General features: G+C 61.5%; 23 protein-coding genes and 1 pseudogene. 7 read left to right on the top strand and 17 right to left on the bottom strand.

Going from position 1 to position 23,693, the window contains the following annotated elements:
• Positions 1-2: 2 nt before the first annotated feature.
• The 5 genes from GR197_RS29180 to GR197_RS29160 all read right to left on the bottom strand — a co-directional run bounded on the left by GR197_RS29180 (position 3) and on the right by GR197_RS29160 (position 4,367).
• A complete protein-coding gene (locus GR197_RS29180; RefSeq protein ID WP_164015935.1) occupies positions 3-734 on the bottom strand; it encodes a FadR/GntR family transcriptional regulator in 732 nt (243 codons plus the stop codon).
• Between the two features lie 113 nt (positions 735-847).
• Complete coding sequence (gene kduD / locus GR197_RS29175; RefSeq protein WP_348643313.1) at positions 848-1,612, bottom strand: 2-dehydro-3-deoxy-D-gluconate 5-dehydrogenase KduD; 765 nt, start codon at positions 1,610-1,612, stop codon at positions 848-850.
• Positions 1,609-2,445 carry a 5-dehydro-4-deoxy-D-glucuronate isomerase gene (kduI, locus tag GR197_RS29170; RefSeq protein ID WP_164015933.1) on the bottom strand — a complete coding sequence of 279 codons (837 nt, stop codon included), beginning with the start codon at positions 2,443-2,445 and terminating at the stop codon, positions 1,609-1,611. Before kduI ends, kduD begins: the two co-directional genes overlap by 4 nt.
• A 604-nt stretch (positions 2,446-3,049) precedes the next feature.
• Complete coding sequence (locus GR197_RS29165; RefSeq protein WP_164015931.1) at positions 3,050-3,196, bottom strand: DUF1127 domain-containing protein; 147 nt, start codon at positions 3,194-3,196, stop codon at positions 3,050-3,052.
• Between the two features lie 190 nt (positions 3,197-3,386).
• On the bottom strand, positions 3,387-4,367 hold the full coding sequence (locus GR197_RS29160) for a 3'-5' exonuclease (protein ID WP_164015929.1): 981 nt from the start codon (positions 4,365-4,367) through the stop codon (positions 3,387-3,389).
• 113 nt (positions 4,368-4,480) lie between these two features.
• On the opposite strand from GR197_RS29160, the gene GR197_RS29155 reads away from it, so the two are divergent.
• Both GR197_RS29155 and GR197_RS29150 read left to right on the top strand, forming a co-directional pair.
• Complete coding sequence (locus GR197_RS29155; protein ID WP_164015927.1) at positions 4,481-5,746, top strand: flavin monoamine oxidase family protein; 1,266 nt, start codon at positions 4,481-4,483, stop codon at positions 5,744-5,746.
• A gap of 227 nt (positions 5,747-5,973) precedes the next feature.
• Positions 5,974-7,005, top strand: coding sequence for an aldo/keto reductase (locus GR197_RS29150; RefSeq protein ID WP_164015925.1), 1,032 nt, complete (start codon positions 5,974-5,976; stop codon positions 7,003-7,005).
• A 66-nt stretch (positions 7,006-7,071) separates the two neighbouring features.
• Here GR197_RS29150 and GR197_RS29145 read toward each other — a convergent pair whose 3' ends face one another.
• Positions 7,072-8,856: an APC family permease gene (locus tag GR197_RS29145; protein WP_164015923.1), complete on the bottom strand. Its 1,785-nt coding sequence runs from the start codon at positions 8,854-8,856 to the stop codon at positions 7,072-7,074.
• A 252-nt stretch (positions 8,857-9,108) separates the two neighbouring features.
• Here GR197_RS29145 and GR197_RS29140 point away from each other — a divergent pair, with 252 nt between their 5' ends.
• Positions 9,109-11,478, top strand: a complete 2,370-nt coding sequence (locus tag GR197_RS29140) for a DUF1989 domain-containing protein (protein ID WP_164015921.1) — start codon at positions 9,109-9,111, stop codon at positions 11,476-11,478.
• Between the two features lie 106 nt (positions 11,479-11,584).
• Here the strand turns inward: GR197_RS29140 and GR197_RS29135 are convergent, their stop codons facing one another.
• The gene (locus GR197_RS29135; protein WP_164015919.1) at positions 11,585-12,817 is read right to left on the bottom strand and encodes a TetR/AcrR family transcriptional regulator; all 1,233 of its coding nucleotides are present in this window, start codon (positions 12,815-12,817) and stop codon (positions 11,585-11,587) included.
• A gap of 138 nt (positions 12,818-12,955) precedes the next feature.
• On the opposite strand from GR197_RS29135, the gene GR197_RS29130 reads away from it, so the two are divergent.
• The 4 genes from GR197_RS29130 to GR197_RS29115 all read left to right on the top strand — a co-directional run bounded on the left by GR197_RS29130 (position 12,956) and on the right by GR197_RS29115 (position 15,286).
• A complete protein-coding gene (locus tag GR197_RS29130; RefSeq protein ID WP_164015917.1) occupies positions 12,956-13,744 on the top strand; it encodes an enoyl-CoA hydratase/isomerase family protein in 789 nt (262 codons plus the stop codon).
• A gap of 359 nt (positions 13,745-14,103) precedes the next feature.
• On the top strand, positions 14,104-14,313 hold the full coding sequence (locus tag GR197_RS29125) for a cold-shock protein (protein ID WP_003548109.1): 210 nt from the start codon (positions 14,104-14,106) through the stop codon (positions 14,311-14,313).
• 223 nt (positions 14,314-14,536) lie between these two features.
• The gene (locus tag GR197_RS29120) at positions 14,537-14,761 is read left to right on the top strand and encodes a hypothetical protein (RefSeq protein ID WP_164015916.1); all 225 of its coding nucleotides are present in this window, start codon (positions 14,537-14,539) and stop codon (positions 14,759-14,761) included.
• A 144-nt stretch (positions 14,762-14,905) separates the two neighbouring features.
• Positions 14,906-15,286 (top strand): DUF6481 family protein, encoded by a 381-nt coding sequence (locus GR197_RS29115; RefSeq protein ID WP_164015913.1) that lies wholly within the window; start codon positions 14,906-14,908, stop codon positions 15,284-15,286.
• Between the two features lie 41 nt (positions 15,287-15,327).
• Here GR197_RS29115 and minE read toward each other — a convergent pair whose 3' ends face one another.
• From minE to GR197_RS29065, 10 genes and pseudogenes are all read right to left on the bottom strand, one after another.
• The gene (minE, locus tag GR197_RS29110; RefSeq protein ID WP_003548116.1) at positions 15,328-15,588 is read right to left on the bottom strand and encodes a cell division topological specificity factor MinE; all 261 of its coding nucleotides are present in this window, start codon (positions 15,586-15,588) and stop codon (positions 15,328-15,330) included.
• The gene (minD, locus tag GR197_RS29105; protein WP_007627974.1) at positions 15,585-16,400 is read right to left on the bottom strand and encodes a septum site-determining protein MinD; all 816 of its coding nucleotides are present in this window, start codon (positions 16,398-16,400) and stop codon (positions 15,585-15,587) included. Before minD ends, minE begins: the two co-directional genes overlap by 4 nt.
• 77 nt (positions 16,401-16,477) lie before the next feature.
• On the bottom strand, positions 16,478-17,197 hold the full coding sequence (gene minC / locus GR197_RS29100) for a septum site-determining protein MinC (protein ID WP_164015911.1): 720 nt from the start codon (positions 17,195-17,197) through the stop codon (positions 16,478-16,480).
• 210 nt (positions 17,198-17,407) lie between these two features.
• A complete protein-coding gene (locus GR197_RS32695; protein WP_164015909.1) occupies positions 17,408-18,010 on the bottom strand; it encodes a methyl-accepting chemotaxis protein in 603 nt (200 codons plus the stop codon).
• 126 nt (positions 18,011-18,136) lie between these two features.
• The gene (locus tag GR197_RS29090; protein WP_164015908.1) at positions 18,137-19,474 is read right to left on the bottom strand and encodes an NAD(P)-binding domain-containing protein; all 1,338 of its coding nucleotides are present in this window, start codon (positions 19,472-19,474) and stop codon (positions 18,137-18,139) included.
• A gap of 110 nt (positions 19,475-19,584) precedes the next feature.
• Positions 19,585-20,625 (bottom strand): heme-dependent oxidative N-demethylase family protein, encoded by a 1,041-nt coding sequence (locus GR197_RS29085; RefSeq protein WP_164015906.1) that lies wholly within the window; start codon positions 20,623-20,625, stop codon positions 19,585-19,587.
• 34 nt (positions 20,626-20,659) lie between these two features.
• Entirely contained in the window at positions 20,660-21,625 is a 966-nt protein-coding gene (locus GR197_RS29080; protein ID WP_164015904.1) for a PDR/VanB family oxidoreductase, read from the bottom strand.
• Positions 21,622-22,227, bottom strand: coding sequence for a dimethylamine monooxygenase subunit DmmA family protein (locus GR197_RS29075; protein ID WP_164015902.1), 606 nt, complete (start codon positions 22,225-22,227; stop codon positions 21,622-21,624). The genes GR197_RS29080 and GR197_RS29075 overlap by 4 nt, the downstream gene beginning before the upstream one ends.
• 11 nt (positions 22,228-22,238) lie before the next feature.
• Positions 22,239-23,372, bottom strand: a complete 1,134-nt coding sequence (locus tag GR197_RS29070) for an aminomethyltransferase family protein (RefSeq protein WP_164015900.1) — start codon at positions 23,370-23,372, stop codon at positions 22,239-22,241.
• A gap of 91 nt (positions 23,373-23,463) precedes the next feature.
• Positions 23,464-23,693 (bottom strand): annotated as a pseudogene (locus tag GR197_RS29065) (bifunctional methylenetetrahydrofolate dehydrogenase/methenyltetrahydrofolate cyclohydrolase); the annotation flags it as partial.

Genomic DNA, 23,693 nt, shown 5'->3' with positions numbered 1-23,693 from the left:
GTTCAGGGCGAAGTGCGGGCATCGCGCAGCTCTTCGAAGCGCGCCGCACTCTTCGACAGATGGCTGCGGATGGCGCGCCGCGCCGCCGCCTCGTCGCCATGGCGGATCGCCGCGAATATGGCATGGTGCTCCCGGCGCATGCGCGCCGCATGGCGCTTGCGCTCGGCAGCGGTCATTTTGCCCAAGCGCGCCCATTGCCGCGGCACCATGATATCGCCGAACGTATCGAACAGGCGGCCGTAATAGGAATTCTGCGTCGCAACTAGGATCGACCGGTGGAAGGCGTAATCCTCCTGCGCCCCGTATCCGCCCTCCTCCAGCGCCGTGTCGAGGGCATCGAGGCGAGCCTGCATGCGGTCGAGATCCTCAGGCGTGCGCCGCAGCGCCGCAAGACCGGCGGCTTCGTATTCGACCCCCATGCGTAGCTCGAGCACGCGCAGAACCTCATCGATCGACTGCAGGTCGTTGGGAATGAAGGGCGTCGGATCGTTCGCGACGAACGCCCCAAGCCCTTGCCGCGTGGTGATCAGCCCCTTGGCGCGCAGCGTTGCGAGCGCTTCCCGAACGATCGTCCGGCTGACACCGGTCGTCCTCATGATCGCCTGTTCGGTCGGCAGGCGCTGGCCGGGTTTCAGATCGCCGGATTCGATCTGCGCCATCAGCGTGTCGGCAAGGCCGCTGCGCAGGTTGGGCAATTGCCGAGTGGTGGTAACCGCGTTGCCCCTATCCGTCATCTTGTGTCGATCCTGCCCCCGATGCGGCTGCGCCAGCCTCATGTCCTTTTGCTAACGCATGCCGGCAGGAAAGGCAAAACGACGTAAGTCACGGCAGCTCCTGATGATGCGGATCACCGCGCCAGCCAGCCGCCATCGACGGGCAGCACCGTGCCGTGCACGTAATCGGAGGCCGACGATGCCAGGAACACCGCAGCACCGCCGAGTTCATCCGGCGTTCCCCAGCGCCCGGCCGGAATGCGGGCCAGGATGGCGGCGTTGCGGTCGGCATCCTCGCGCAGCGCCGTGGTGTTGTTGGTGACGAAATAACCGGGCGCGATGGCGTTGACGTTGACGCCCTTGCCGGCCCATTCGCAGGCGAGCAGCTTGGTCAGTCCGGCAAGCCCGCTTTTCGAGGCGGTATAGGAGGGGATACGGATGCCGCCCTGGAAGGAGAGCAGCGAGGCGATGTTGATGATCTTGCCCCTGCCCTTGTCGACCATATGGCGGCCGGCCGCCTGCGACAGGAAGAAGGCGGTCTTCAGGTTGACGTCGATCACCGCGTCCCAGTCCTCCTCGGTGAAGTCGAGCGCATCGGCGCGGCGGATGATGCCGGCATTGTTGACGAGGATGTCGAGGCCGCCGAAGGTCTTGATCGTCTCCTCGACGATCCCCTTGACCGGTTCGATCGTGCCGAGATCGGCCTTGACGACATGCAAGCGGCTTCCCGCCTGCTTCACCAGCGCCTCGGTCTCATCCATCGAGGAGCGCCCGACGGCGACGATCGAGGCGCCGGCCCCGGCCAGCGCTACCGCGATGGCCTGGCCGATGCCGGTATTGGCGCCGGTGACGACGGCAGTCCTGCCTTTAAGGTCGAAGGGGTTTGCCACCACGCTCACCTCAGATCCGCAATGGCGATATGATCCATGTCGGTGAAGCTCTTATTGTCGCCGGCCATCGCCCAGATGAAGCTGTAATTCTTGGTGCCGGCGCCGGAATGGATCGACCAGGGCGGCGAGATGACCGCCTGTTCGTTGGCGACAAGCATATGCCGGGTCTGCTGCGGCTCGCCCATGAAGTGGAAGACACGCTGTTCCGCTTCGAGATCGAAATAGAGATAGGCTTCCATGCGGCGATCATGCGTATGGGCCGGCATGGTGTTCCAGACGCTGCCCGGCTCGATCATGGTGAACCCGAGGGTCAGTTGGCAGGATTGGCAAACCTCAGGATGGATGAACTGGTAAATCGACCGCTTGTTGGCCGTTGCCGCGTCGCCGGGCGTCAGGTGGCGGGCTTTCTCGCGGGTGAGCAACACAGTCGGGTGCGCTTGATGTGCCGGCGTTGAGACCAGATAGAACTTTGCCGGATTGGCGGCATCCACGCTCTCGAACCTGATGTCCTTGGCGCCCTTGCCGGCATAGAGGCAATCATACTTGGCAAGATCGTAGCTGGTGCCGTCGACGACGATGCGGCCGGCGCCGCCGATGTTGAGCGCGCCGAGTTCGCGCTCGGCTAGGAAGGTTTCCTGGCCGATCGCCGTCGGCGCCGTCAGCGGCAGCCCGTCGGCCAGCGGCGTCGCGCCGCCGATGACCATGCGGTCGTAGTGGGAATAAGTCAGCCGGATCTCGCCGTCCGCAAAGACGGTTTCCACCAGAAAGTGACGCCGCAGCGTCTCCGTGTCGTATTCGCGCACGGCCTCGGGATGGGAGGCGTGCCTCACGTCGATCTGCATGTCAAAATTCCTTCAGTTTCGTTGTCGTCAAGCGTCGTCGTTCCAGCGAAGCCGGATCCGCTCGGCGGCCGTTTCGCTCGGCAATGAACCGAATGGTTACATAGTTGTACGACAAATTCGAAGTCAATATGTTTCTGCAGCACCTGACAGCAGCCGACGGCGACCGCAGGAATCGGGAGCAAAATCAGCGATAAGCAGGAAAAAGTCATCAATGCCGGGCGATGGATCGCGAGCGGCGTTTTTCGGCGCGATCGGCCAAAAACGAAAAAGCCTGCCGCGGGAGGAGGTGCGGCAGGCTTTCGAAAAAAACCGAACGACAGCTGGGAGGAGGAGTGCTGCCGTTCCCGCAGACGACCCTGGGAGGAGGATGGGGCGCCTGCATATCGAAGGGATGCGGGAGGAGGTGCATCGCTTCGATAGAAATAATCATACTTATTTCTTGCTCAGTTGGTAGGCATTTCTTTGCAAGGCAGCTATGCGTTATGCGAAAAGCGGGCGGCTGCCTCGCCGTGATCCGGTCTCGCCGGAAGCACAAAAGCAAAGCGCCCGCTTCGGAGAAAGCAGGCGCTGGCCAAGTCTTTAAAAGTGCTTACCGTGCAGGCCGTTAGCGGGCGATGGCAGCGCGAGCGATGGTGTGGATGTCGCCGCGGCCGATGCCGAGGTCGTTCAGTTCGCGCGTGGACATACGGCCCAGTTCAGCGACCGTCTGACGATACTTGCGCCAGTTATTGAAAGAGCGTGCTACGTTCATGATGATCCCCTTTCGATGGGCTTTCGAAGCCTAGCTGCCAGTCCTTGGCGCTTCGTTCGCTTCGATGAGTTGTATATAGTACAAGCCCTTTGATTGTTGCAGCGCCAATGCATCACTGCACCTATGCGACGTTTGCATGGGTCGTCAGATTTGGGAGTTATTTCTGCTCAAGATCCGAACCGCTTCGCGGTCAGAGTTTGAAGCGATCGAAGGCCGTCAGCCGGACGATCGGCGGCTCCGCCTCTTTCCACCGGTAAATTTCCGAGCGCAGATAGGACAGTTCGTCGCCGAGATCGTCTTCGCCGACCTCGATCCACCAGGATTTCAGGCGGCCGTCGCTTCCATCCGACCAGCGATACCCCCTCGCCTTCAGATGGTCCTTCATCTCGAACGGGCTGTGTTCGGCAAAGATGCGAATACGCGAGCGCTGGCTGGCGCGGTAAAGCTCCGCGAACGGGCTTTCGCCGTCGCCCTGCTGCCGATCGAGGATTTCCAGCAAAGCGTGGCAGTCGTCCACCGCGCGATGGCCGTCATGGAAATAACCGGCCTGGCCGACGAGATAGCCGAGCTTGGTGCCTTCGAAGCCGCGGGCGCTCCAGTCGACTTCCGAAACCGAGCAGGCCCAGGCCTTGCCGGCGAAGATCGTCGAGAAGGCTTCGCAGAACGGCCGGTCGAAACCGGCATTGTGGGCGATGATCAGATCCGCCGGTTCGATCAGGGCGCTCAGCGATCTCATATCGATGACCTGGCCTTCGACCATCGCATCGGTAATGCCGGTCAATCGGGTGATCTCGGCCGGAATCGGCCGCGACGGCTGTTGCAGGCCGCCATAGATGCCGACGATGTCGCCGATCCCGCCCCCATCGTCGAATGTGAAAGCAACGGCGCCGATTTCGATGATCTCGTCGCTGCGGTGATTGAGACCTGTAGTCTCCGTATCGAGAATGATGCCGAGCCGCGAAAACTCCGGTCGTCTGGCGGCTGCGACCGGCCGGGCAGTCAGTTTCCTGAGTATGCGGTAGTTGCCGCTCTCTTCAAGCGCCCGCGCCATCTCTTCGTTGGAATAGGCGGCCGGCTGCGATAACCGCTGGCGCGACGGGTTGCGCAGCTGGACCACCGCGGGCGATGCCTTGGCAAACATGTCGAGTTGCGAATCTCTGTTCACGCTCATCAGATCTATATGTCATGGAGACGCGGTTTAATCCATCGCGCGCGGCGCTATACACCCTTGCGTTTCGAGGACACCGTGGCTTAGCTGAGCGGTGAACGACGGGAGGAGAATGCATGCCTGGTGACAACAGCAGGGGCGCCGAAGAGGATGTCGTCATCATCGGCGCCGGGGCCGCCGGCATTGCCGCTGCCCGTCGCCTGCAGGCGATCCGCCCCGATCTTTCCATCCTGCTGCTGGAAGCCGGCGGTCGTCTCGGTGGCCGCGCCTGGAGCGTCGGGCTGCCTGAAGCCGGCGATATTGCCCTCGATCTCGGTTGCGGCTGGCTGCATGGGGCGCGGACCAATGCCTGGACCGCGATTGCCGACGAAGTCGGATTGACGGTCGACCATACACCGGCGCCCTGGAACGGCGGGAGGCGGCTGCAGCGCGACGATGCGGAGACGCACGCCGCGCAACAGGCGATCGGCGCCTATTTCGAACGCCTGGAGAGCCATGAAGGCGATGACACCGATCTGGCAATGCTCGAACCCGGCAATGCCTGGAATGGCCAGATCCGGGCGATCGGCACCTACATCACCGGTGCGGAACTGGAGCGCTCATCGGTCGTCGACTATACCAGGTACGACCCCGGCCCCGGCCCCGATTGGCGGGTGCGTGAGGGCTATGGAACATTGATCTCCCGTTACGGCAGGCCGGTTCCGGCAAGGCTTGGCGTCGAGGTCACGCGCATCGACCACAGCCATGCCGGCCGTATCGACATTGAGACGAACCAGGGTGAGCTCAGTGCCCGTGCGGTGCTGGTGACCGTTTCGACGAATGTGCTTGCCGCCGGAAAGATCGCCTTCGATCCTCCCTTGCCCGAGAAGATCGAGGCAGCGTCCCGTTTGCCGCTCGGGCTCGCCGACAAGCTCTTTCTCAGGCTCGCAAATCAGCAGGCGCTGCCGGCCGATACCCATATGCTCGGCTCCATCAGCCGTGCTGCCACCGGCACCTATCAGCTCCGGCCATTCGGCGCTCCTGTTGTCGAGGCCTATTTTGCCGGCGACCTCGCGCATGATCTGGAGCGGGCGGGAAAAGAGGCCGCCTTTGCCTTCGCTGGGGATGAACTCGCGGCTGCATTCGGCGCCGATATCCGCAAGCAATTGTCGGTGGCGGCAATGTCGGCCTGGGCCGCTGCACCCCATATCGGCGGCTCCTATTCCTATGCCGAGCCCGGCGCCTCGGATCTGCGCGGGGTCCTCGCAGCCCCACATGACGAAAGGATCTTCTTTGCCGGCGAAGCCTGTTCGCGCGCGCGTTATTCGACGGCGCATGGCGCCTACGAGACCGGCGTCACCGCAGCCGATCTGATCGCCGGGTCGTTTCCGAAAAATCCGTAGCCGCCGCCGGCTGCATCGGCAGGCGGGAATATGTTTTCCCACTTGTGGCACAGGCGGGATTGGTTATGCTGCCCTCGCCCCTGCGCCAGATTGAGCCCAGGGCGCCAGACGTCATCCGGCGGCAAGCGGCCGCCTCAAGCACAATATTGTCATTGATTGCGGAAGCCCCGGCTTCTACCCCGGCGATTTTGCGCGTCGGCTGCGGGCGTCCGCATGAGGAGGAAGAAATGGATTATCGCAAGCTCGGTCCCAGCGGGACCGTCGTCACCGCCTATTGCCTGGGTACTATGACCTTCGGCGCGGAGGCCGACGAGGCGGCCTCGCACAAGCTGCTCGACGATTATTTCGCCTGGGGCGGCAATTTCATCGATACCGCCGATGTCTACAGCGCCGGCAAGTCGGAAGAGATCATCGGACGCTGGCTGAAGGCGCGCCCGACCGAAGCCCGCCAGGCGATCGTCGCCACCAAGGGCCGTTTTCCGATGGGCAACGGTCCCAACGATATCGGCCTGTCGCGCCGGCATCTCGGCCAGGCGCTCGACGATTCTCTGCGCCGTCTCGGCCTCGAGCAGATCGATCTTTACCAGATGCATGCCTGGGACGCGCTGACGCCGATCGAGGAGACGCTGCGCTTCCTCGACGATGCGGTATCATCAGGCAAGATCGGCTATTACGGCTTCTCCAACTATGTCGGCTGGCATATTGCCAAGGCCTCCGAGATCGCCAAGGCGCGCGGTTACACGCGTCCGGTGACCTTGCAGCCGCAATATAACCTGCTGGTGCGCGACATCGAACTCGAGATCGTCGCTGCCTGCCAGGATGCCGGCATGGGCCTGTTGCCGTGGTCGCCGCTTGGCGGCGGCTGGCTGACCGGCAAATACAAGCGCGACGAGATGCCGACCGGCGCCACCCGCCTCGGCGAAAATCCCAATCGCGGCGGTGAATCCTATGCGCCGCGCAATGCGATGGAGCGAACCTGGGCGATCATCGGCGTTGTCGAGGAGATCGCCAAGGCGCATGGGGTCAGCATGGCGCAGGTGGCGCTCGGCTGGACGGCGGCGCAGCCGGCGATCACCTCGATCATCCTCGGCGCCCGCACGCCGGAGCAACTCGCCGACAATCTTGGCGCCATGAAGCTCAAGCTCTCCGGCGATGACCTGGCGAGACTGGATGAGGTCAGCGCGCCTCAGCCCTTCGACTACCCCTACGGCAAGGGCGGTATCAACCAGCGCCACCGCAAGATCGAAGGCGGCCGCTGAGCTTCGCCGACAAATGCAAAAAGCCGCCATGTTTTTTCATGGCGGCTTTTTTGCTTGGGAGGCACTTTAAGCCGGAAGCTGGAAGATCACGTTGGCGGTCAGGACGATCGCCAGACCGGCGGCGAGTGCCAGATAGGGCAGCATGCCGGCCTTCTTGACGCCGAGATCCTGGCCGACGAGGCCGAGATCTTCCATCGCGCCTGCCGGGAACTTGCCGCCGTCACGCACATAGTGGCGATAGGCGAAGACCGGCAGGATCAGGGCGGCGAAGATGAAGCCGACCCAGAGCGCATTGGAATAACCCCAGACCTTGGCGCCGGCGCCGAGGAACAGCGCATTGACGAAGGCAAGCGCGGTGTTGAGACCGATCAGCCAGGTCGGCGCCTTCCACGGCCGTTCGATATGGCCGGAGTCCATCCGGTGGATCCAGCCGGAATTGAGGTTCAGGAAGTTGAAGATGATGTAGCCGACATTCGACACGGCGAGCACGAAGAAGTAGCCGCCGGTATCCGAGGCGATTGCCAGAAGGAAGAGGTTGAAGGCAAAATCGGTCCACATCGCCCGTGTCGGGGCGCCGTTTTCATTGACGTGATCGAGATATTTCGGCAGCCAGCCGTCCTTCGAGCCCTGGTAGAGCGTGCGCGATGAACCAGCCATCGCCGTCATGATGGCGAGGAACAGCGCCATGATCATCAACACGACGAGCAACTGGGTGACGACCCGGCCGGCGCCGATCAGGCCGCCGAGCGCTTCGGCAACGCCGGTGCCGTCGACGATGCCGGGGGCGAGCATGCCTGCGTGGCCGAGAACGCCCTGGAAAGCGAAGGGCACCAGGAAGAAGAACAGGCAGCAGGCAAGGCCGGAATAGAAGATCGCCTTGAAAGTGTCGGTCTTCGGATTCTTGAGTTCGCGGGTGTAGCAGACGGCGGTCTCGAAGCCGTAGGTCGACCAGGCGGCGATATAGAGACCGCCGAGGAAGAGCGTCCAGCCGCCATTGCTCCAGGTGCCGTCGGCGCCGGAATAAGCGGCTGTCGGCGGTACCAGGCCGGTAACGTTGGCGGCAACAATATGGCCGCTGACGATCGGGTAGAGGCCGATGATCAGCAGCGGCACCAGCACGATGATCGCCAGCCACTTCTGCACGCTGGCCGTCTCGGAGATGCCGCGATGCTGGATCGCGAAGATGATCAGCATCAGGATGCCGCCGATGAAGAAGGTGGCGTTGATGTTGGCGGTGGCAAGAAAGGGAATGCCGAAGCTGACCAGCGACCAGCTGCGAATCCACGGCGTCAGCGCGGCGACGCCGTCGGTGCTCAGCAACGCCTTGACGGCGTCATCCGGCGTCGTGCCGGCATGGGCGGCAATATATTCGGCGACGCGGGGGCTATCGGCCGTGATGGAAGCGGCATGCGCGGAGATCCAGTCGAGGACCATCTGCGAATCCGCCGCCGGGATGGGGAAGAACGAATTGAGGATATAACCGGCGGCGATGGCGCAGCCGAGCGACAGCACGGGCGACCAGGCAAACCAGTTGCACCAGACCGACAGCGGCGCGATGAACTTCGAATACCGCAGCCAGGCGGTGGCGCCATAGACCGAGGCGCCGCCGGATTTGTTGGCGAACATGCCGGCGATTTCGGCGTAGGTGAACGATTGCAGGAAACCCATCACCATCGAAATGATCCAGACGAGGAAGGCGAGCTTGCCCGTCGTGCCCGCAATGCCGCCGATGGAGAAAAGAACGAGCGGCGGCACGCCCGCAGCCACCCAGAATGCGCCCTTCCAGTCGAGCGCGCGTACAAGCTTACCTTCGGTGCCGGATGAAATTCCGGCCTCCACAACATCTGTCATCGGTGAAATTTCCCATTCTATTTGTTCCCGGACGTATCTTTGTACGTCTCCCTGAACGTGTCTCCCTGACCGTCTCAAGCCCGCCCGGATGATTTTGGCGATCCGTGTTCCCGACGGATTCCCGAGTCTCAGCCCTTGATACATAGTGAAGATATTTTCTTTTTAGTCAACTCGACTTTACTTTCCTCCGCCATTTTGTAACCTATATGGGTGGGTGCCCAGAGGGCATGCCGATCCTCCCATGAGGGCAGAATGCGAGAACTTCATCCTGCTATGACGGACCTGCGGCCGGCGGCTGCGAGCCTCGTGCTCTATCCCGGCATTCCCACCTTGCCGAAGGGAACGGAGCGCTACAGGGCAAAAGGCGGCGGATCGGTCGTGGTGCGCGTCGAGCCGGGCGACTGCGTCACCGTCATCGACAGCGAGGGCGGACAGGTTTGCGAGGTCTCTTTCCTCAACGAAAAGGGACGCTTCCTGGCGGCGGGTCTCGGAACGGGATTCAGCAATGCAGCCGAAGGTTTGAAAGCCATTCTTCAAGGGGAAAATGAGAGTGCTTCCCGCACGCGCGCAGCGCTTGAGCGGCGCGGCGCCGATCTTGCCTCGGCCGGAGCGCTCCGCATCTTCGGGACGGGATCGAGCCCGGGCAGCCGGGCGGATTTCACGATTTCCATGAAGGGTCTGCTGATCGTCGCGGCACCGGCCGGTGCCATGTCGCCGGAGGCGCAGGATACGGCGACGCCGATCGAGATCAGGATCAAGCGCAGCCTGCTGATCCGCGATTATGCCTCCGCCCTGCCGGAACCGGCTGCCGACCCCATCGAGGATATCCGCACCCGGGCGGCGACCGCCGCGGCCTATTTCGTGCGTGCCGGCGAGTTCATCCAGATCATCGATGTTTATGGGCGCCAGTGCACCGATTTCCAGGCTTTCGCCGCCCGCAAGGTCGACAAGGGCCTCGATCTCGCGCTGGATTCGACGGTGACCCGCACGCTGCTCAGCCGCAGCTATCCGATGCCGGGCCTGCCCTCCAAGGCCTTCGACCGCGACTTCGAGCCGCTGGTCGAAATCGTCCAGGATACAGTCGGGCGCCACGATGCTTTCGCGACCGCCTGCAATTCGCGCTATTACGACGACATGGGTTATCCCGGCCACGTCAACTGCACGGACAATTTCAACGCAGCGCTGGCGCCTTACGGCATTGCCGGCCGCAAGGGCTGGGAAGCGCTGAACTATTTCTACAACACCAATATCGACCACAACAACCAGCTCTATCTTGACGAGCCCTGGTCGCGCCCCGGCGACTACGTGCTGATGCGGGCCTTGACCGATCTCGTCTGCGTCTCCTCGTCCTGCCCCGACGATATCGACGCGGCGAACGGCTGGGATCCGACGGATATCCATGTCCGCACCTTTTCCGGAAAAGAAAAATTCTCACGAGCGGTGGCCTATCGTATGACCCCAGACGCCGACGCCGAACTGACGCGCGAAACCGCCTTCCATCCCCGGCTGTCGACGCTGACGCGCGATTACGCCGAATATCGCGGCTACTGGCTGCCGAACCGCTTTTCCGCCGCAGGACCGGTCGAGGAATATTGGGCCTGCCGCGAGCATGCCGCCGTCATCGATCTCTCGCCCTTGCGGAAGTTCGAGGTGACGGGGCCGGATGCCGAGGAGCTCCTGCAATATTGCCTGACGCGTGACGTGCGCAAACTGTCGACCGGCCAGGTCGTCTATTCCGCCATGTGTTATGAAAACGGCGGCATGATCGATGACGGCACGCTCTTCCGCCTCGGCGACAAGAATTTTCGCTGGATCGGCGGCGATGATTTCAGCGGCATATGGCTGCGTCAGCAGGCCGAAAAGAAAGGCTTCAAGGCCTGGGTTCGCTCTTCGACCGACCAGATGCACAATATCGCCCTGCAAGGCCCGGAGAGCCGCGATATCCTGAAGGAGATCATCTGGACGGCGCCGCGTCAGCCGACGATCGGTGAGCTCGAATGGTTCCGCTTCACTGTCGGCCGCATCGGCGGTTTCGAGGGCGCCCCGGTCGTCGTCTCGCGCACGGGTTATACCGGCGAGCTCGGCTACGAAATCTTCTGCCATCCGAAGGATGCGTTGACGGTGTTCGACGCGGTCTGGGAGGCGGGGCAGCCGCACGGGTTGAAGCCGATGGGGCTGGAGGCGCTCGACATGGTCCGCATCGAGGCGGGCCTGATCTTCGCCCATCACGAATTCACCGACCAGACGGACCCGTTCGAGGCCGGCATCGGCTTCACCGTGCCGCTGAAATCCAAACAGGACGATTTCATCGGCCGCGACGCGCTGATCCGGCGCAAGGAACACCCGCGCCATCTGCTCGTCGGCCTCGACGTCAAAGCCAACGAGGCCGTCGGCCACGGCGATTGCGTTCATATCGGCCGCGCCCAGGTCGGCGTCGTCACCAGCGCCACCCGCTCGCCGATCCTCGGCAAGACGATCGCGCTCGCCCGCATCGACGTCACGCATGCAAGTCCCGGCACCGAGGTCGAAATCGGCAAGCTCGACGGCCACCAGAAACGCCTGCCGGCGACAATCGTGCCGCTTTCGCACTACGACCCGCAGAAGACACGCCCGCGCTCGTAATGCATGCATTCGAGGCTGGTGTCGCAGATTGGGTCCTGAGACCGCGATGATGTGTCCACCTAGGCCTCCTACCGATCGGTAAAGATACCGGCAGCCCTTCGATTGCCTAATCTTTACCGAGCGATAAATCTGCGGACGCTGTCCACATGGTCAGGCTGCTCTCAACGAGCGCCTCCAGCTCGCTTGGGCTTGCGCCGGCCCCTCCCTGCGTGAGAATGCCGTGCATCAGGGATTGGACGAAGCGCACTAGACCGTCGACATTGACCGTCGGCAACAGGTCGCCCTCGCTTTTGGCCCGCTCAAACCTTGCGGCGAGCAGTTCGCGCCCGATGGCCTGGCGCCTGAGGACCTCGTTGCGGATCGCCTGAGCCTCGTCACCTCCCTGCATCGCGTTAAGAACCATCAGGCAGCCGCGCGGTTGCTCCTCGTCCAGTTGGTCGCGTAGCGCTCCCCTGAGAAGTGCTTCGAAAACGCCCCGCGCCGTCGGGGTCTGGAGCGCCTCGGTCATGTAGTCTTTCCGAAGAGACTGGTAGAGGTCGAGAGCTTTGAAAAAGAGGGCTTCCTTGTTGCCGAATGCGGCATAGAGACTAGGGCGGGTGATCCCCATCGCCTCGGTGAGATCACTGAGCGACGCGCCGGTGAAACCTCTGGTCCAGAAGACCTTCATGGCAGCATCGAGTGCCGCATCTGCGCTAAACCTTCGTGGGTCGCGGCTTCGCTCCCCCGCCGGCGGCGATCCCCCTGTCCCCATATTCGTGGCGGCTGCGACGTCACTGATTGCCCGCCACGCCGCTACGGCCTGCTCGGCAGCCTCTCGCAGGTCGCCGTGCGGTGCCCCGCCGGCGGCCTTAATGGCGAGGCCGCCGAGCACCGCCGTTGCGTAGCTCGCCAACCGTGAGGCGTCAGCCTCTGCCGGGAGGTTGCCCGCCCGCTTCGCTTCTTCGAACCGGTCTCGCAGTTTCAGCTCTGCCGATTGGCGGCGATGCAGCAGCGCAGGCGGGATGTCTGCATTCTCTGCGCCCATCGCCAGGCCCGCATGGACGAGAACGCGGCTCGACGTCTGCTCCGGCGCGGTCGTCAGCAAGCGTTTGACGACCCCTTCGGCCGTCGGCGCGGCGAGCGCCCATGCCCAGTGCTCGTCCTCGCGAGCGCCGCAGCGCCTGAGAACGGCGTCGAAGAGCCCGCGCTTGCTTCCGAAGGCGGCGTAGATGCTGGGTGAGTTCAGGCCCATCGCGGCCGTCAGCTCCGCCATGGTTGAGCCGTCATAGCCATGGCGGCCGAACACGTCCGCCGCGCGATCCAGCACTTCACTTTCTTCGAACGCGCGAGGACGGGCCATTGCCAACCACCATTCTGTAATCTACGTAACATAACTGGCTCGGTAGCCGACGCCAAGTGTGGTGTGCGGTACCCAGCTGTTTTGTAGCAGGCGTTCTGCCTGCCTGGCTATAAGTGTCAGTAAATCAGGAGATAAGACATGAGTTCGTTCTGTTTCGAGCAGCATGGTATGGTGGGCAAGCTGATCTTGCTCGGCGACGCGGCCAGCGAGCCGGGAGCCGATTATCCCTCTTCGCTGAGGGCTGGCGTGCGCCAGGCATACGAGAGCGACATCCGCGTTCTTCACGTGACGTCCGCGTCCGGCAGCTTCGCCATTGCGGATAACCCGGGTGACATTGGAGGCAAGGGATCGAAATTCCTGGAAGCGTTCGCCGCCGATGTTTTGGCTTCGTTGCGCGCGATTGAGGAATTGCCGATACCGACGGTTGCCTCTGTAAGCGGAATGGCGCTGGGCGGCGGTTTTGAACTGCTTCTCGCATGCGATTTTCTCGTGGCGGCAGAGTCGGCACACCTTTTCTTCCCGGAGGGAATGGTCGGGGGGGTTCCCATGACCGGCGGAGTGCAGCGACTTGCCGATCGCGTCGGCAGTGCGCGCGCCACGCGCCTGGTCCTGCTCTCGGAGATGATATCCGGCAAGGCCGCGTTGGATCTGGGTGTCGCAACCCACCTGGCTCCTGACGCCGAACTGGAAAAGGTCACGGACGATCTCCTGCAGCGCCTCGCGAACGGACCGACCCTCGCCTACGGGAAGATGCGCTCGCTTATCCGGGCCTGGTCGTCGGGCGGTGTGTCGGCCGCAGACGTCATTACCCTCCAAGTCACCGCTGGCATCCTCGACACCAAGGATGGCGCGGAGGGAATGGCCGCTGCAACTGCCGCTATAAGGAACGGTCAGCCGATCCCACAGATCCAGTTTTCCGGACGGTAGCTGCATCAAACTTTGATCATCATTCCTCCGAGTTGGGCAGCGGCTCTCTGCTGCCCAACATCGGCCCGACCGGCCTTTGCGTAAGCGTGCGGCCCGATACCACAGGAGAAGAGCCGGCTCTGCGGCGATGTGTAATGCCGTCGAGATACAACCATCTAGAGAATAGCGAGTTTCAAAGAACTAAAAGTTGACAAATTCGAGTTCAATGATTATATCCGCTTTGTCGATATTGCTTGTTTGACTTTTGTTATCGCACGCCGACAACGTGCCCTGGACGAACTTCCCTCTTCAAAATCGAGATTATCATCCGTCGTGCATCTCGCACGTGCGGCCTGTCAATTGCTATGAAAGGGTTTGTTATGACCACTGGCACAGTTAAATGGTTCAATTCCACCAAGGGCTTCGGCTTCATTCAGCCTGACGACGGCGGCGCTGACGCCTTCGTTCACATCTCGGCCGTCGAGCGCGCCGGCATGCGCGAAATCGTCGAAGGCCAGAAGATCGGCTACGAGCTTGAGCGCGATAACAAGTCGGGCAAAATGTCCGCTTGCAATCTTCAAGCTGCTTAAATTGACATCTGCTTTCCTTTGACCACGGATGTACTGGCACTGTTGAAAGCGTGATAACGGCGAGGTCAGGCAAGTTGCCTGGCCTTTTTGTTGCGTTCGCTGAGCGAACACTGCATCATTCCTTAAATCGGAATCGGTTTAAGGAATGACGCAGCAATTCCAAGCGTTCCACCGTCCTTTGCTTAAAGTGACGTGCGGCGCTTAAATGAAATCCAGGACGAATATGTCAGATACACACAGCAAATCACGCCAGCAGGCGGAGATCGCTTTCGGAAACGCACAATCGCAATTCTTGGCGCGTAGCCGCGCGGTGGAAGAGATCGATCAGACCGTGCGCGCCCGCGAGGAAAAGACCTTGAGATTGCGCGAAGCCCGTGAAGCCAAGGAATTGCAGGATCGCTCGATGGCGGCCGCAACCCCGGCTGTGAAGCGAAAAAAGAAAATGTGATTCAAGATCTAGATGATTTCACGCCGGATTGGCATAATACTGTCCGGATCCAAATCGAGAAATAGAGCATAGGGTCATCCGAAAAGCCTCACCGGTTTCGGCGTCATGCTCTAACGTCGCAGTCTAAACAGTCAGGTAAGAGATTTGAAACACGCCAGAAACAACGAGCTCTCCGATCGTCGCAGCGCCGCTTCCGAAGCCAAGGCGGCTCTCCTCAATGCGTTTCGTACCGCCAAGGATGCGGCAGAACCCACGCGGCTCGCAAAGCAGGCGGAGCGTCAAGCCGTCGCCGAAGCCCGGGAAGAACGGCGCGCCGAGCGGGAGCGGGTAAAGCGTGAGGAACTGGAGCGGGCTCAAGCCGCAGAAGCTGAACGTCAGGCGGCCGCCGAGGCCGAAGCCCGTGCCGACGCCGATGCGCGCGAAGCGGCTGACAAAGACCGGATCGCTCGCGTCATTGCCGACGAAGCCGCCCGAAAGGCCGCACGCGACCTGCGTTACGCCAATCGAAAAGCCAGAAAGTCGTGATTGTCAGCGCTGCCTGTCGTAACAACAGGCAGCGCCCTCATTCAAGCGGCCTGCACGGCTGCATTCAACGGGATTTCGACATCGATCTCGAGCGTCGAGACGTATTCGTTGCGATCGATCGTCACCTGCACCTTGTCGTGGTCGAGCTGTACATGCTTGGCGATTACCGCGAGAATTTCCTCGCGCAGCAGCGTGACCAGGTCCGACCCGGCTGAAGAGCGCTCGTGGGCAAGAAGCACCTGCAGGCGTTCGCGAGCGGCCGGTGCGGTTCTCTGCTTGTTGAAAAGACGGAAAATATTCATGCCGCCCTCCGTCCGAAGATCTTGCCGAAAATATTGCGCTTTTCCTCAGGGATCGCCATCGGCACCAACTCGCCGGCGAGCCGGCGGGCGGCATCGAAATAGGCCATTGCAGCCGGGCTGCGGCTTTCTGCCAGCGTGACCGGAGCTCCGATGTTGGACGCCCGCAGGACATCCATGCTTTCCGGCACGATGCCGAGCAGCGGGATGGACAGGATTTCCAGGACGTCGTCGACCTTGAGCATGTCGCCACGCTCGGCGCGGTTGGCATCGTAGCGGGTGAGAAGCAGGTGCTTTTCCATCCGCTCGCCGCGTTCGGCCTTGGCGGTCTTGGCATCCAGCAGGCCGATGATGCGATCGGAATCGCGTACCGACGAGACTTCCGGGTTGGTGACGACAACGGCAACATCGGCATGGCGCATGGCAAGCGTTGCGCCGCGCTCGATCCCGGCGGGGCTGTCGCAGATGATCCAGTCGAAATAGCGCTTCAGGTCGGTGATGACCCGTTCCACGCCCTCGGCCGTCAGATTGTCCTTGTCGCGCGTCTGCGAGGCCGGCAGCAGGAACAGCGTCTCCAGCCGTTTGTCGCGGATCAGCGCCTGGGTAAGCTTGGCGTCGCCCTGGATGACATTGATCAGGTCGTAGACGACCCGGCGCTCGGCGCCCATGACCAGGTCGAGATTGCGCAAGCCGACGTCGAAATCGACGACGACGACTTTTTCATTGCGTTGCGCCAGCGCCGCTCCCAATGCGGCGGTCGAGGTCGTCTTTCCGACCCCGCCCTTGCCTGACGTGACGACGATCACTTTCCCCATGTCTCTCTCCTTTGCCGCAGTAATTCGAAGTGTCTCAGCGTCCTTTGCGCATCTGATGAAAACGCGCGGCGCTGTCGTCAGATCAGTTTCTCGGCCATGATCGCGTCGTCTTCCAGCCAAAGCTGAACAGCCTGTCCGCGAAGATCGGAGGCCATGTCCTCGGCCATTTTGTAGATGCCGTCGATTGCAACCAGCTCGGCCTCGAGCTTGCGGCAGAAAATCCGCGCCGATGCGTTGCCGATGGATCCCGCCATGGCGCGACCGCGCAGCGCCCCGTAGATATGGACCGATCCTCCCGCAATGACCTCCGCGCCGGAGGCGACCGATCCGATGACCGTGACGTCGCCTTCCGGGAAGATCACCGATTGCCCGGAGCGCACCGGTTCCCGGATGACGATCGATTGCATTGCCGGACGGGGTTCTGCCGCTGCTTGTTTCCCAACCGGGTCGGCAGGCTCATTCGCCTGAACCTCGATGTCGGAAGCCGAGCGGCCGCCTTTGAGCGCCGGAGGCATGCCCGTTCCGAGCATGGAAGGCCGTGCGCCCTCGATGCCCATGATGCTGACATTGCGCTTGGCAAGTTCGGCAATCAGGTCCTTCAGCTGCGGCCGGTCGATTTGCAGGTCCGTCAGGTCGAGCACGACAGGCCGTCCGAGGAAGAAGCCTGCCGAACGTGCAGCCAGATCGTCCAGCCGGATCAACCAATCATCGATGGGAAGATCCGGGGACAGCATGACCGCGAGGAAAGAGCGGCCCTTGATGCGGATAGAGCGAGCGTCTGTTAGCACTTTGGTCATCTATGTGAAGAAATCGTTGACCATGTCTAGCGCGGCTATGGTTAACAAAAAGTTAACGCGGCCTTAACATTCCCCACAATGAGATAGGATTTTTCACCCGAAAAATGCAGCAAATCATTGAAAGTATTTATAAATATCACAAAGGCATAGGACGGTTAACGATCCAGCCTTCGACCTCGGCGCCAATTATTTTGTGGGCCGGGCAAACCGTCAGCCTTCCGCCTTGCGTTGCGCCTCGGAAATGGCGCGCGCGGCCTCCTCGGAGGAGTTGGCGAGCGTGCGCATCTCGGCGGCAAGCACGGCAAAGCCCGATCCGGCGGTGCCGGCGCGGGCGGCCTCAATGCCGGCATTGACGGCAAGCAGCTTCAGATAGCGCAGCGATTGCAGGATCTCGTTGGTCTTCGAGGCGGTGACGCGCATGTCGGCGGTTCGTTCGTCGATTCGCTGATAAAGCGATTCGATGTTGATGATGCTGCCTTCGAGGTAGAGAAGCTCGCCCTTCTGGTCCCAGATGCCGCCGCCGGTCTCTGTCACCCAGATCAGATGACCCATCGCATGGCGGATGCGATATTCCATCGTCCAGTCCACGCGCTTGTCCAGCGCCCGGCCGACGATTTCGTCCATCAAAGGCACGTCTTCCTCGTACATGATCGAGGTGAAGGTTCGCGTGCAGTTGCCGACGATTTCGTCGGGGGGATAACCGAAGATGCGCTCGATGCCGTCGGTCATCTCAAGCATCGTGTAGTTTTCATCGGCACGGCAGCGATAGAGAAAGCCGTTCATGCGTCCGAGAATGCTCGTTTGGAAATCCATGAAGGCCACATAAGAAGAGAAGAGTTGCGGATGGATTCATATCGGCTCGTTTCAAAAGGCGCCGGTCATACTATGCCGGACGAAAGTGTACGAATACCTTCGCCCGGCAAAGCACTCGCCGTCTGGTCAGTTGCGCAGATATTCCTCCTTGGAATCGTCGAGCGCCTCGACCCAGGGCGTGTGGTGTTTCGGCGACATGGTGCCGGTCATCAGCGATCGATAGGCATGGTCGCGGAAGCCCATGATATTATGGGCCTTATGATGTTCCCACTCCATGAAGGTCCGGTTGGTGCCCTCGATGTCGAAGGAGGGATAATCGGTCTCGGCAAGCAGTTCCTTCACATAATCGCCCTGATACCAGATCATCTGTTCGGCATCCTCGAGCGTCTCCTCGCGGGCCCGCCACATATCGAAATTGGCTTTCAGCTCCTCTTCCGGCGGCAGGGTGATGCGGCCCATCATCACATCGCGGGCCCACCAGGCCTGCACGTCGAACATGTTGAACGTATAGAACTGATCCTGCATCCCGATATAAAAGAGCTGCGGGTTCTTATCGAAGATCACCCCCTTGTAGAGGCTGTCGGCCCAGAGGCGGTTTGCGGTCTTCAGCCGGAGATCATCCGGCAGGAAGGGGAAATGGTGCTGGTAGCCGGTGCAGAGGATGACCGCATCGACGTCCTTGGTCGAGCCGTCGAGGAAATGCGCCGTGCGGTTTTCGAGCTTCGTCAGCAGCGGCCGTTCTTCGAAATTCTCCGGCCATTTGAAGCCCATCGGCTTCGAGCGGTAGCTCGTCGTCACCGATTTCGCGCCATATTTCCAGCATTGCGAGCCGATGTCTTCGGCCGAATAGCTGCGGCCGACGAGCAGAATATCCTTGCCCTTGAACTCCAGCGCGTCGCGGAAATCGTGAGCATGCAGGACGCGGCCGTTGAAGGTCTTCACACCCTCGAAATAGGGCACGTTCGGTGTCGAGAAGTGACCTGATGCGACGACGACATAGTCGAATTCCTCGTCATACATCCGGTCCTCGACGCGGTTATGCGCCGTCACCGTGAATTTCTTCGTCGCTTCGTCGAAGCGGACCATACGCACCGGCGTGCTGAAGCGCACCCAATGGCGGACATTCGCCTTCTCGACGCGGCCCTTGATATAGTCCCAGAGCACGGCGCGCGGCGGATAGGAAGCGATCGGCTTGCCGAAATGCTCCTCGAAGGAATAGTCGGCGAATTCGAGGCATTCCTTCGGACCGTTCGACCAGAGGTAACGATACATGCTGCCATGGACCGGCTCGCCATATTCGTCGAGGCCGGTGCGCCAGGTATAGTTCCAGAGCCCGCCCCAGTCCGACTGCTTTTCGAAGCAGACGATCTCCGGGATCTCGGCGCCCTTCTGGGCAGCCGATTGAAAGGCGCGCAGCTGCGCCAGACCGGAAGGACCGGCACCGATGACGGCTACTCTTGTCATGAAGCATTCCCCTCTTGATTATGCGGTATCGATTTAAGGACGAAATTTCAAAGTGTTACGGTGTCTTTCGCGCTTGAAAGATGCGCGGTGCTGGTGTGCATCGCGGTGCGTCAGTCGGGAAAAATGCCGGGGCTGGTCGGAGTTCCATCGTCATATTTGGATAGCCAGTCGATCGTCGTCTCGCGGAAACGGGTGAGGCCCTTATAATCGATGAGCTCGGGCGGCAGTGTCTTCAGCACGCGCGGGAAGCGGCGCGCCCACTTCGGCACGGTGATGAGCTCTTCCATATTCATCAGGTAGCAACGGATGACGAACAAGATGGCGTTGGAGCGCGGCAGGCGCCAGAGGCTCTGCAGCTCGACGCGCAGATACACCTTCTCGCCGACATTGCCCGATGTCACCGTGGTGCGGTCCGGACCCCATTTGTGATAATTCTCGGGGCTGGTATCGAGCCGCGGATTGATCGTCATCGTCCAGTTGAACCGCCGTGTCGGCTTGCCTTGCTGCAGGTTCAACAGGAATTTCAGCGCCCGGTCGAAGACGCCGATCTGATGGGCGAGCGGCACCGGCCCATGCCATTCCATGAAATTCATGCCGATATCGAAATCGAGCGACCAGTCGGCCTGCGTCGTTACCATGCCGGCATCCATCCACAGATTGCCGTCGCGCTGGTCGACGATGCAGAAGTCGCCCTGGGCCTGGCGGGTGATGTATTCGAAGGGCTGATAGGGCAGCGTCGAGGTGTCGCCGAAGGTGAAGCTGTCGTCGATGCCGAGCGGGCGGTTGATCCAGCGCCACTGGTCGCCATTGCGGATCAGCGTGAAATGGTCTGGATTGCCCGCCGCCTGCTCTTCCATCAGCAGTTCCAGCGTATCCCATTGCGCGCTCATCATGTGCGGCAGCGCCTGATAGCGGAGCGGATCCTCCTTCAAAACCAGTGCCCGGTCGTGCATCTCGGCGACATAATGTTCGTCGACGTCGATCAGGTTTTCGAAGACGGTGCCCGCCCGGCCGCGCACATGCGGCTCCATGTTGACGGAATACATGTATTCGTCGCGCTCGAAGGGAAACGGGAAGCGCCGTATGTTTTCGGGGCTGTTGCCGTAGCTGAAATCATTCCGGAAGGTTTCCTGCTTGAAGGCGATTGCCATGTTCGGTCTCCTTGTTCCGCTTGATCCGATGCCGTCAGAGATCGAGATGCAGCCTGTTTCCCTCGAAGCGGGAAACACAGATCATCACCTTGCGGCCGGATGCCTTTTCTTCGCTCGTCAGATAGACGTCATTGTGCAGCAGCTTGCCGTCGCAGGTAACGACCCCCGTCTCGCATTGACCGCAGGCGCCGCCGCGACAGAGGAAGGGTGCGTCGACGCCCGCCGCTTCGATCGCCTCCAGCATGCTTTCGTGATGGCCGACCTTCACGGTCTTGCCGGAGCGGATCAGTTCCATCGTGAAAGGCTTGCCGGGCAGCGACGACAGGAACCGTTCCGAATGCAGGTTCTGTTCCGGCCATCCGGCATTGACGCCGGTTTTCAACACGCCATCGATCATCCCTGTGGGGCCGCAGACATAAAGATGCGTGCCGAGCGGCTGGCTGTCGAGCAGGCGCGCCAGCGGGATGGCCGCACCTTCGGCGTCGCAATGGATCTTGATGCGATGGGAACCGTAGCGCTCCAGCAGTTCCCGCCAATAGGCGCCGCGGTCGTGCGTGCGGATGGCATAATGCAGCTCGAAATTGGCGCCCTCGCGTGAGAACTGCTCCATCATCGCGATGAAGGGGGTAATGCCGATGCCGCCGGCGATCAGAAGATGCTTGCGCCCGCGCCAGTCCGGCTGGAAGAGGTTGACGGGGTAGCTGACCTTCAACTCGTCGCCTTCGCTGACCTTCTCATGCATGAAGGTGGAGCCGCCGCGTGAATCCTCGACATGCAGCACGCTGATCTCATAGGCTGCGCAATCATGCGGGGGCGACATCAGCGAATAGGCGTTGCGGCGCATATGGCCGCCATCGTTCATCGAGACGATGATATGCGCGCCGCCGGAAAAATAAGGCATCGGCTTGCCGTCGAGGCGCTCGAAGCGGAAACGCTTGACGCGTTCGGCGATCGGGGTGATCCGCGCCACGCGGACGGGAATTTCTGTGCCGCCGCTCAAAGAAACAACTCCTCGGGGTGGGGCGCGCTGCCCGGTTCTTCCGCATCGATATTGACGCCCTGGAAGGCGGCGAGCCGGCGCGAATAATGATCGCGCACCAGAAGCGTCAATCCGCAATGGCTGCAGGTAAAGGGACTGGCGGTGACGTCGTCGGTCGTGCCCTTGCAATGGACGCATTGCACGCGCCTGGCGAGCGACCCGCGGTGTTCGGTGATGACGGAGGCGTGGTCCATGCCGTAATCGAGCGCCACCAGCATTGCCTGGCCGATGAAGCCTTCCGTGCCCGCTATATAAAGCCGGGTGCCCATATGGGCGGTGGCAAGCGAGCCCTTCAATCGGAAGAGCAGTGTTGCGATCGTCGGCGCCGTGAAGAACATGTCGGCGCCGAGGTGGCGCAGTGTCTCGTCCAGGCCGGAGCCTTGCGAGCCGCGGGCGACATAGAGGATTTCGCTGCGGGAGAGGGCGGTTTCGTCGAGTGCTGCCCGCTGGTCGAGGAGAGCCTTGGCACCCTCCCCTTCGAGCGCGAAAATGTGCCGCCGGGCGTTCGGCTGGATGGTCAGGCCCGTATAGACTGGTCGGCTCTTGATGCCTGCAACGAGCATTCGCGTGCTCCTTAACCTACGGCAGTCCTCTTCTTCTTCTCCGGGTCGTCGAAGGGGAGCGTGTGGGCGGTGGCGCTTGCCTTCACGGTCTTGCCGCGGACTTCGAGTTTCGTCCCATGCACCGCCTTGTCAACGTCGAGACGGGCAATCGCCATGGATTTCTTCGTCAGCGATGAATAGCTCGGGCAGGTAATGACGCCAACCTTCTTGCCGTCGGCAAAAACCTCGTCGCCGAGATCGGCGGGTCCATCGGCATCGATCAGCATGCCGAAGATCTTGAAGCGTTCCTTGCCCTTGAGGCGGGCATGTTCCTCCGCACCGCGGAAGCCCGTCTTGCCGGGGCTGACGGTGAAGTCGAGGCCGAGTTCCCACAGGCTGTCGCCGGGCGGCTGATCGGCGAAGGGATACATCTGCGAATTGTCGTAGGGGTAGAACAGCAGGTAGCTTTCGACGCGCAGCATGTCGAGTACGGAGAAGCAGCAGGGGAGGATACCCATTTCCTTGCCTTCCTCGACGATCCGGTCCCAGACCATGACGGCGTCCTGGCCGCGCACGAAGATCTCGTAGCCGCGTTCGCCGGTATAGCCGGTACGCGAAATCATCACCGGTGCGCCGAACAGTGTCGTCTGCATGTGGTGGAAATATTTGAGATCGCGGATACCCGGCACGTATTTGGCGAGATAGTCGACCGCCAGCGGACCCTGCAGCGACAGGTCATGCAGGTCGTCGTCGAAGAGCACGGCGCAATTTCGGCCTGCCGCCTGCCTGACGATCTCCTCGTGGCCGGAACCGGAGCCGTGTACCAGCATCCAGGCGTTCGGGCCGGTGCGATAGACGATGCAATCGTCGGTGAAATGGCCGCGCTCGTTCAGCATGGTCGCATAGACCGAGCGGCCGGGGTAGATCTTGGTCAGGTCGCGGGTGGTCATGGCGTCGAGAACGGCGATGGCGTGCGGGCCGACCAGATGCACCTTCTTCAGGCCCGATACATCCATGATGCCGGCCTTGGTGCGGACCGCGACATGCTCTTCCGACATGTCCTTGTCGTAGGTCCAGGCGGTTCCCATGCCGCTCCAGTCCTCAAGCTTCGATCCCAGAGCGCGATGCCGATCCGCTAACACGGAGAAACGCCATGATAGAGCCATTTCCGTTCCCTCTTATTTCTTCTACGGAATATTTATTTCCTGAGTATATAAGCCTTTCGCGCCATGGCAAGCCCGCCCGGCGGCATTCCAATCAAAACTTCGGCGGGGTCTGCCCGGCGGCGCGATGAGCGGCGATGACGGTATTGGCCATCAGCATGGCGATGGTCATCGGCCCGACGCCGCCGGGAACGGGAGTGATGGTGCTGGCGACTTCGGAGACCTCAGCGAAGGCGACGTCGCCGACCAGCCGGGTCTTGCCCTCGCCTCTTTCGGGAGCCGGCACGCGGTTGATGCCGACGTCGATGACCGTCGCACCCGGCC

This window comes from Rhizobium phaseoli (genome assembly GCF_010668805.1).
In the GTDB taxonomy this organism is placed as follows: Bacteria; Pseudomonadota; Alphaproteobacteria; order Rhizobiales; family Rhizobiaceae; genus Rhizobium; species Rhizobium phaseoli_A.
The sequence above is the reverse complement of the archived record's forward strand: the minus strand, read 5'-3'. Positions and strand labels throughout refer to the sequence as shown.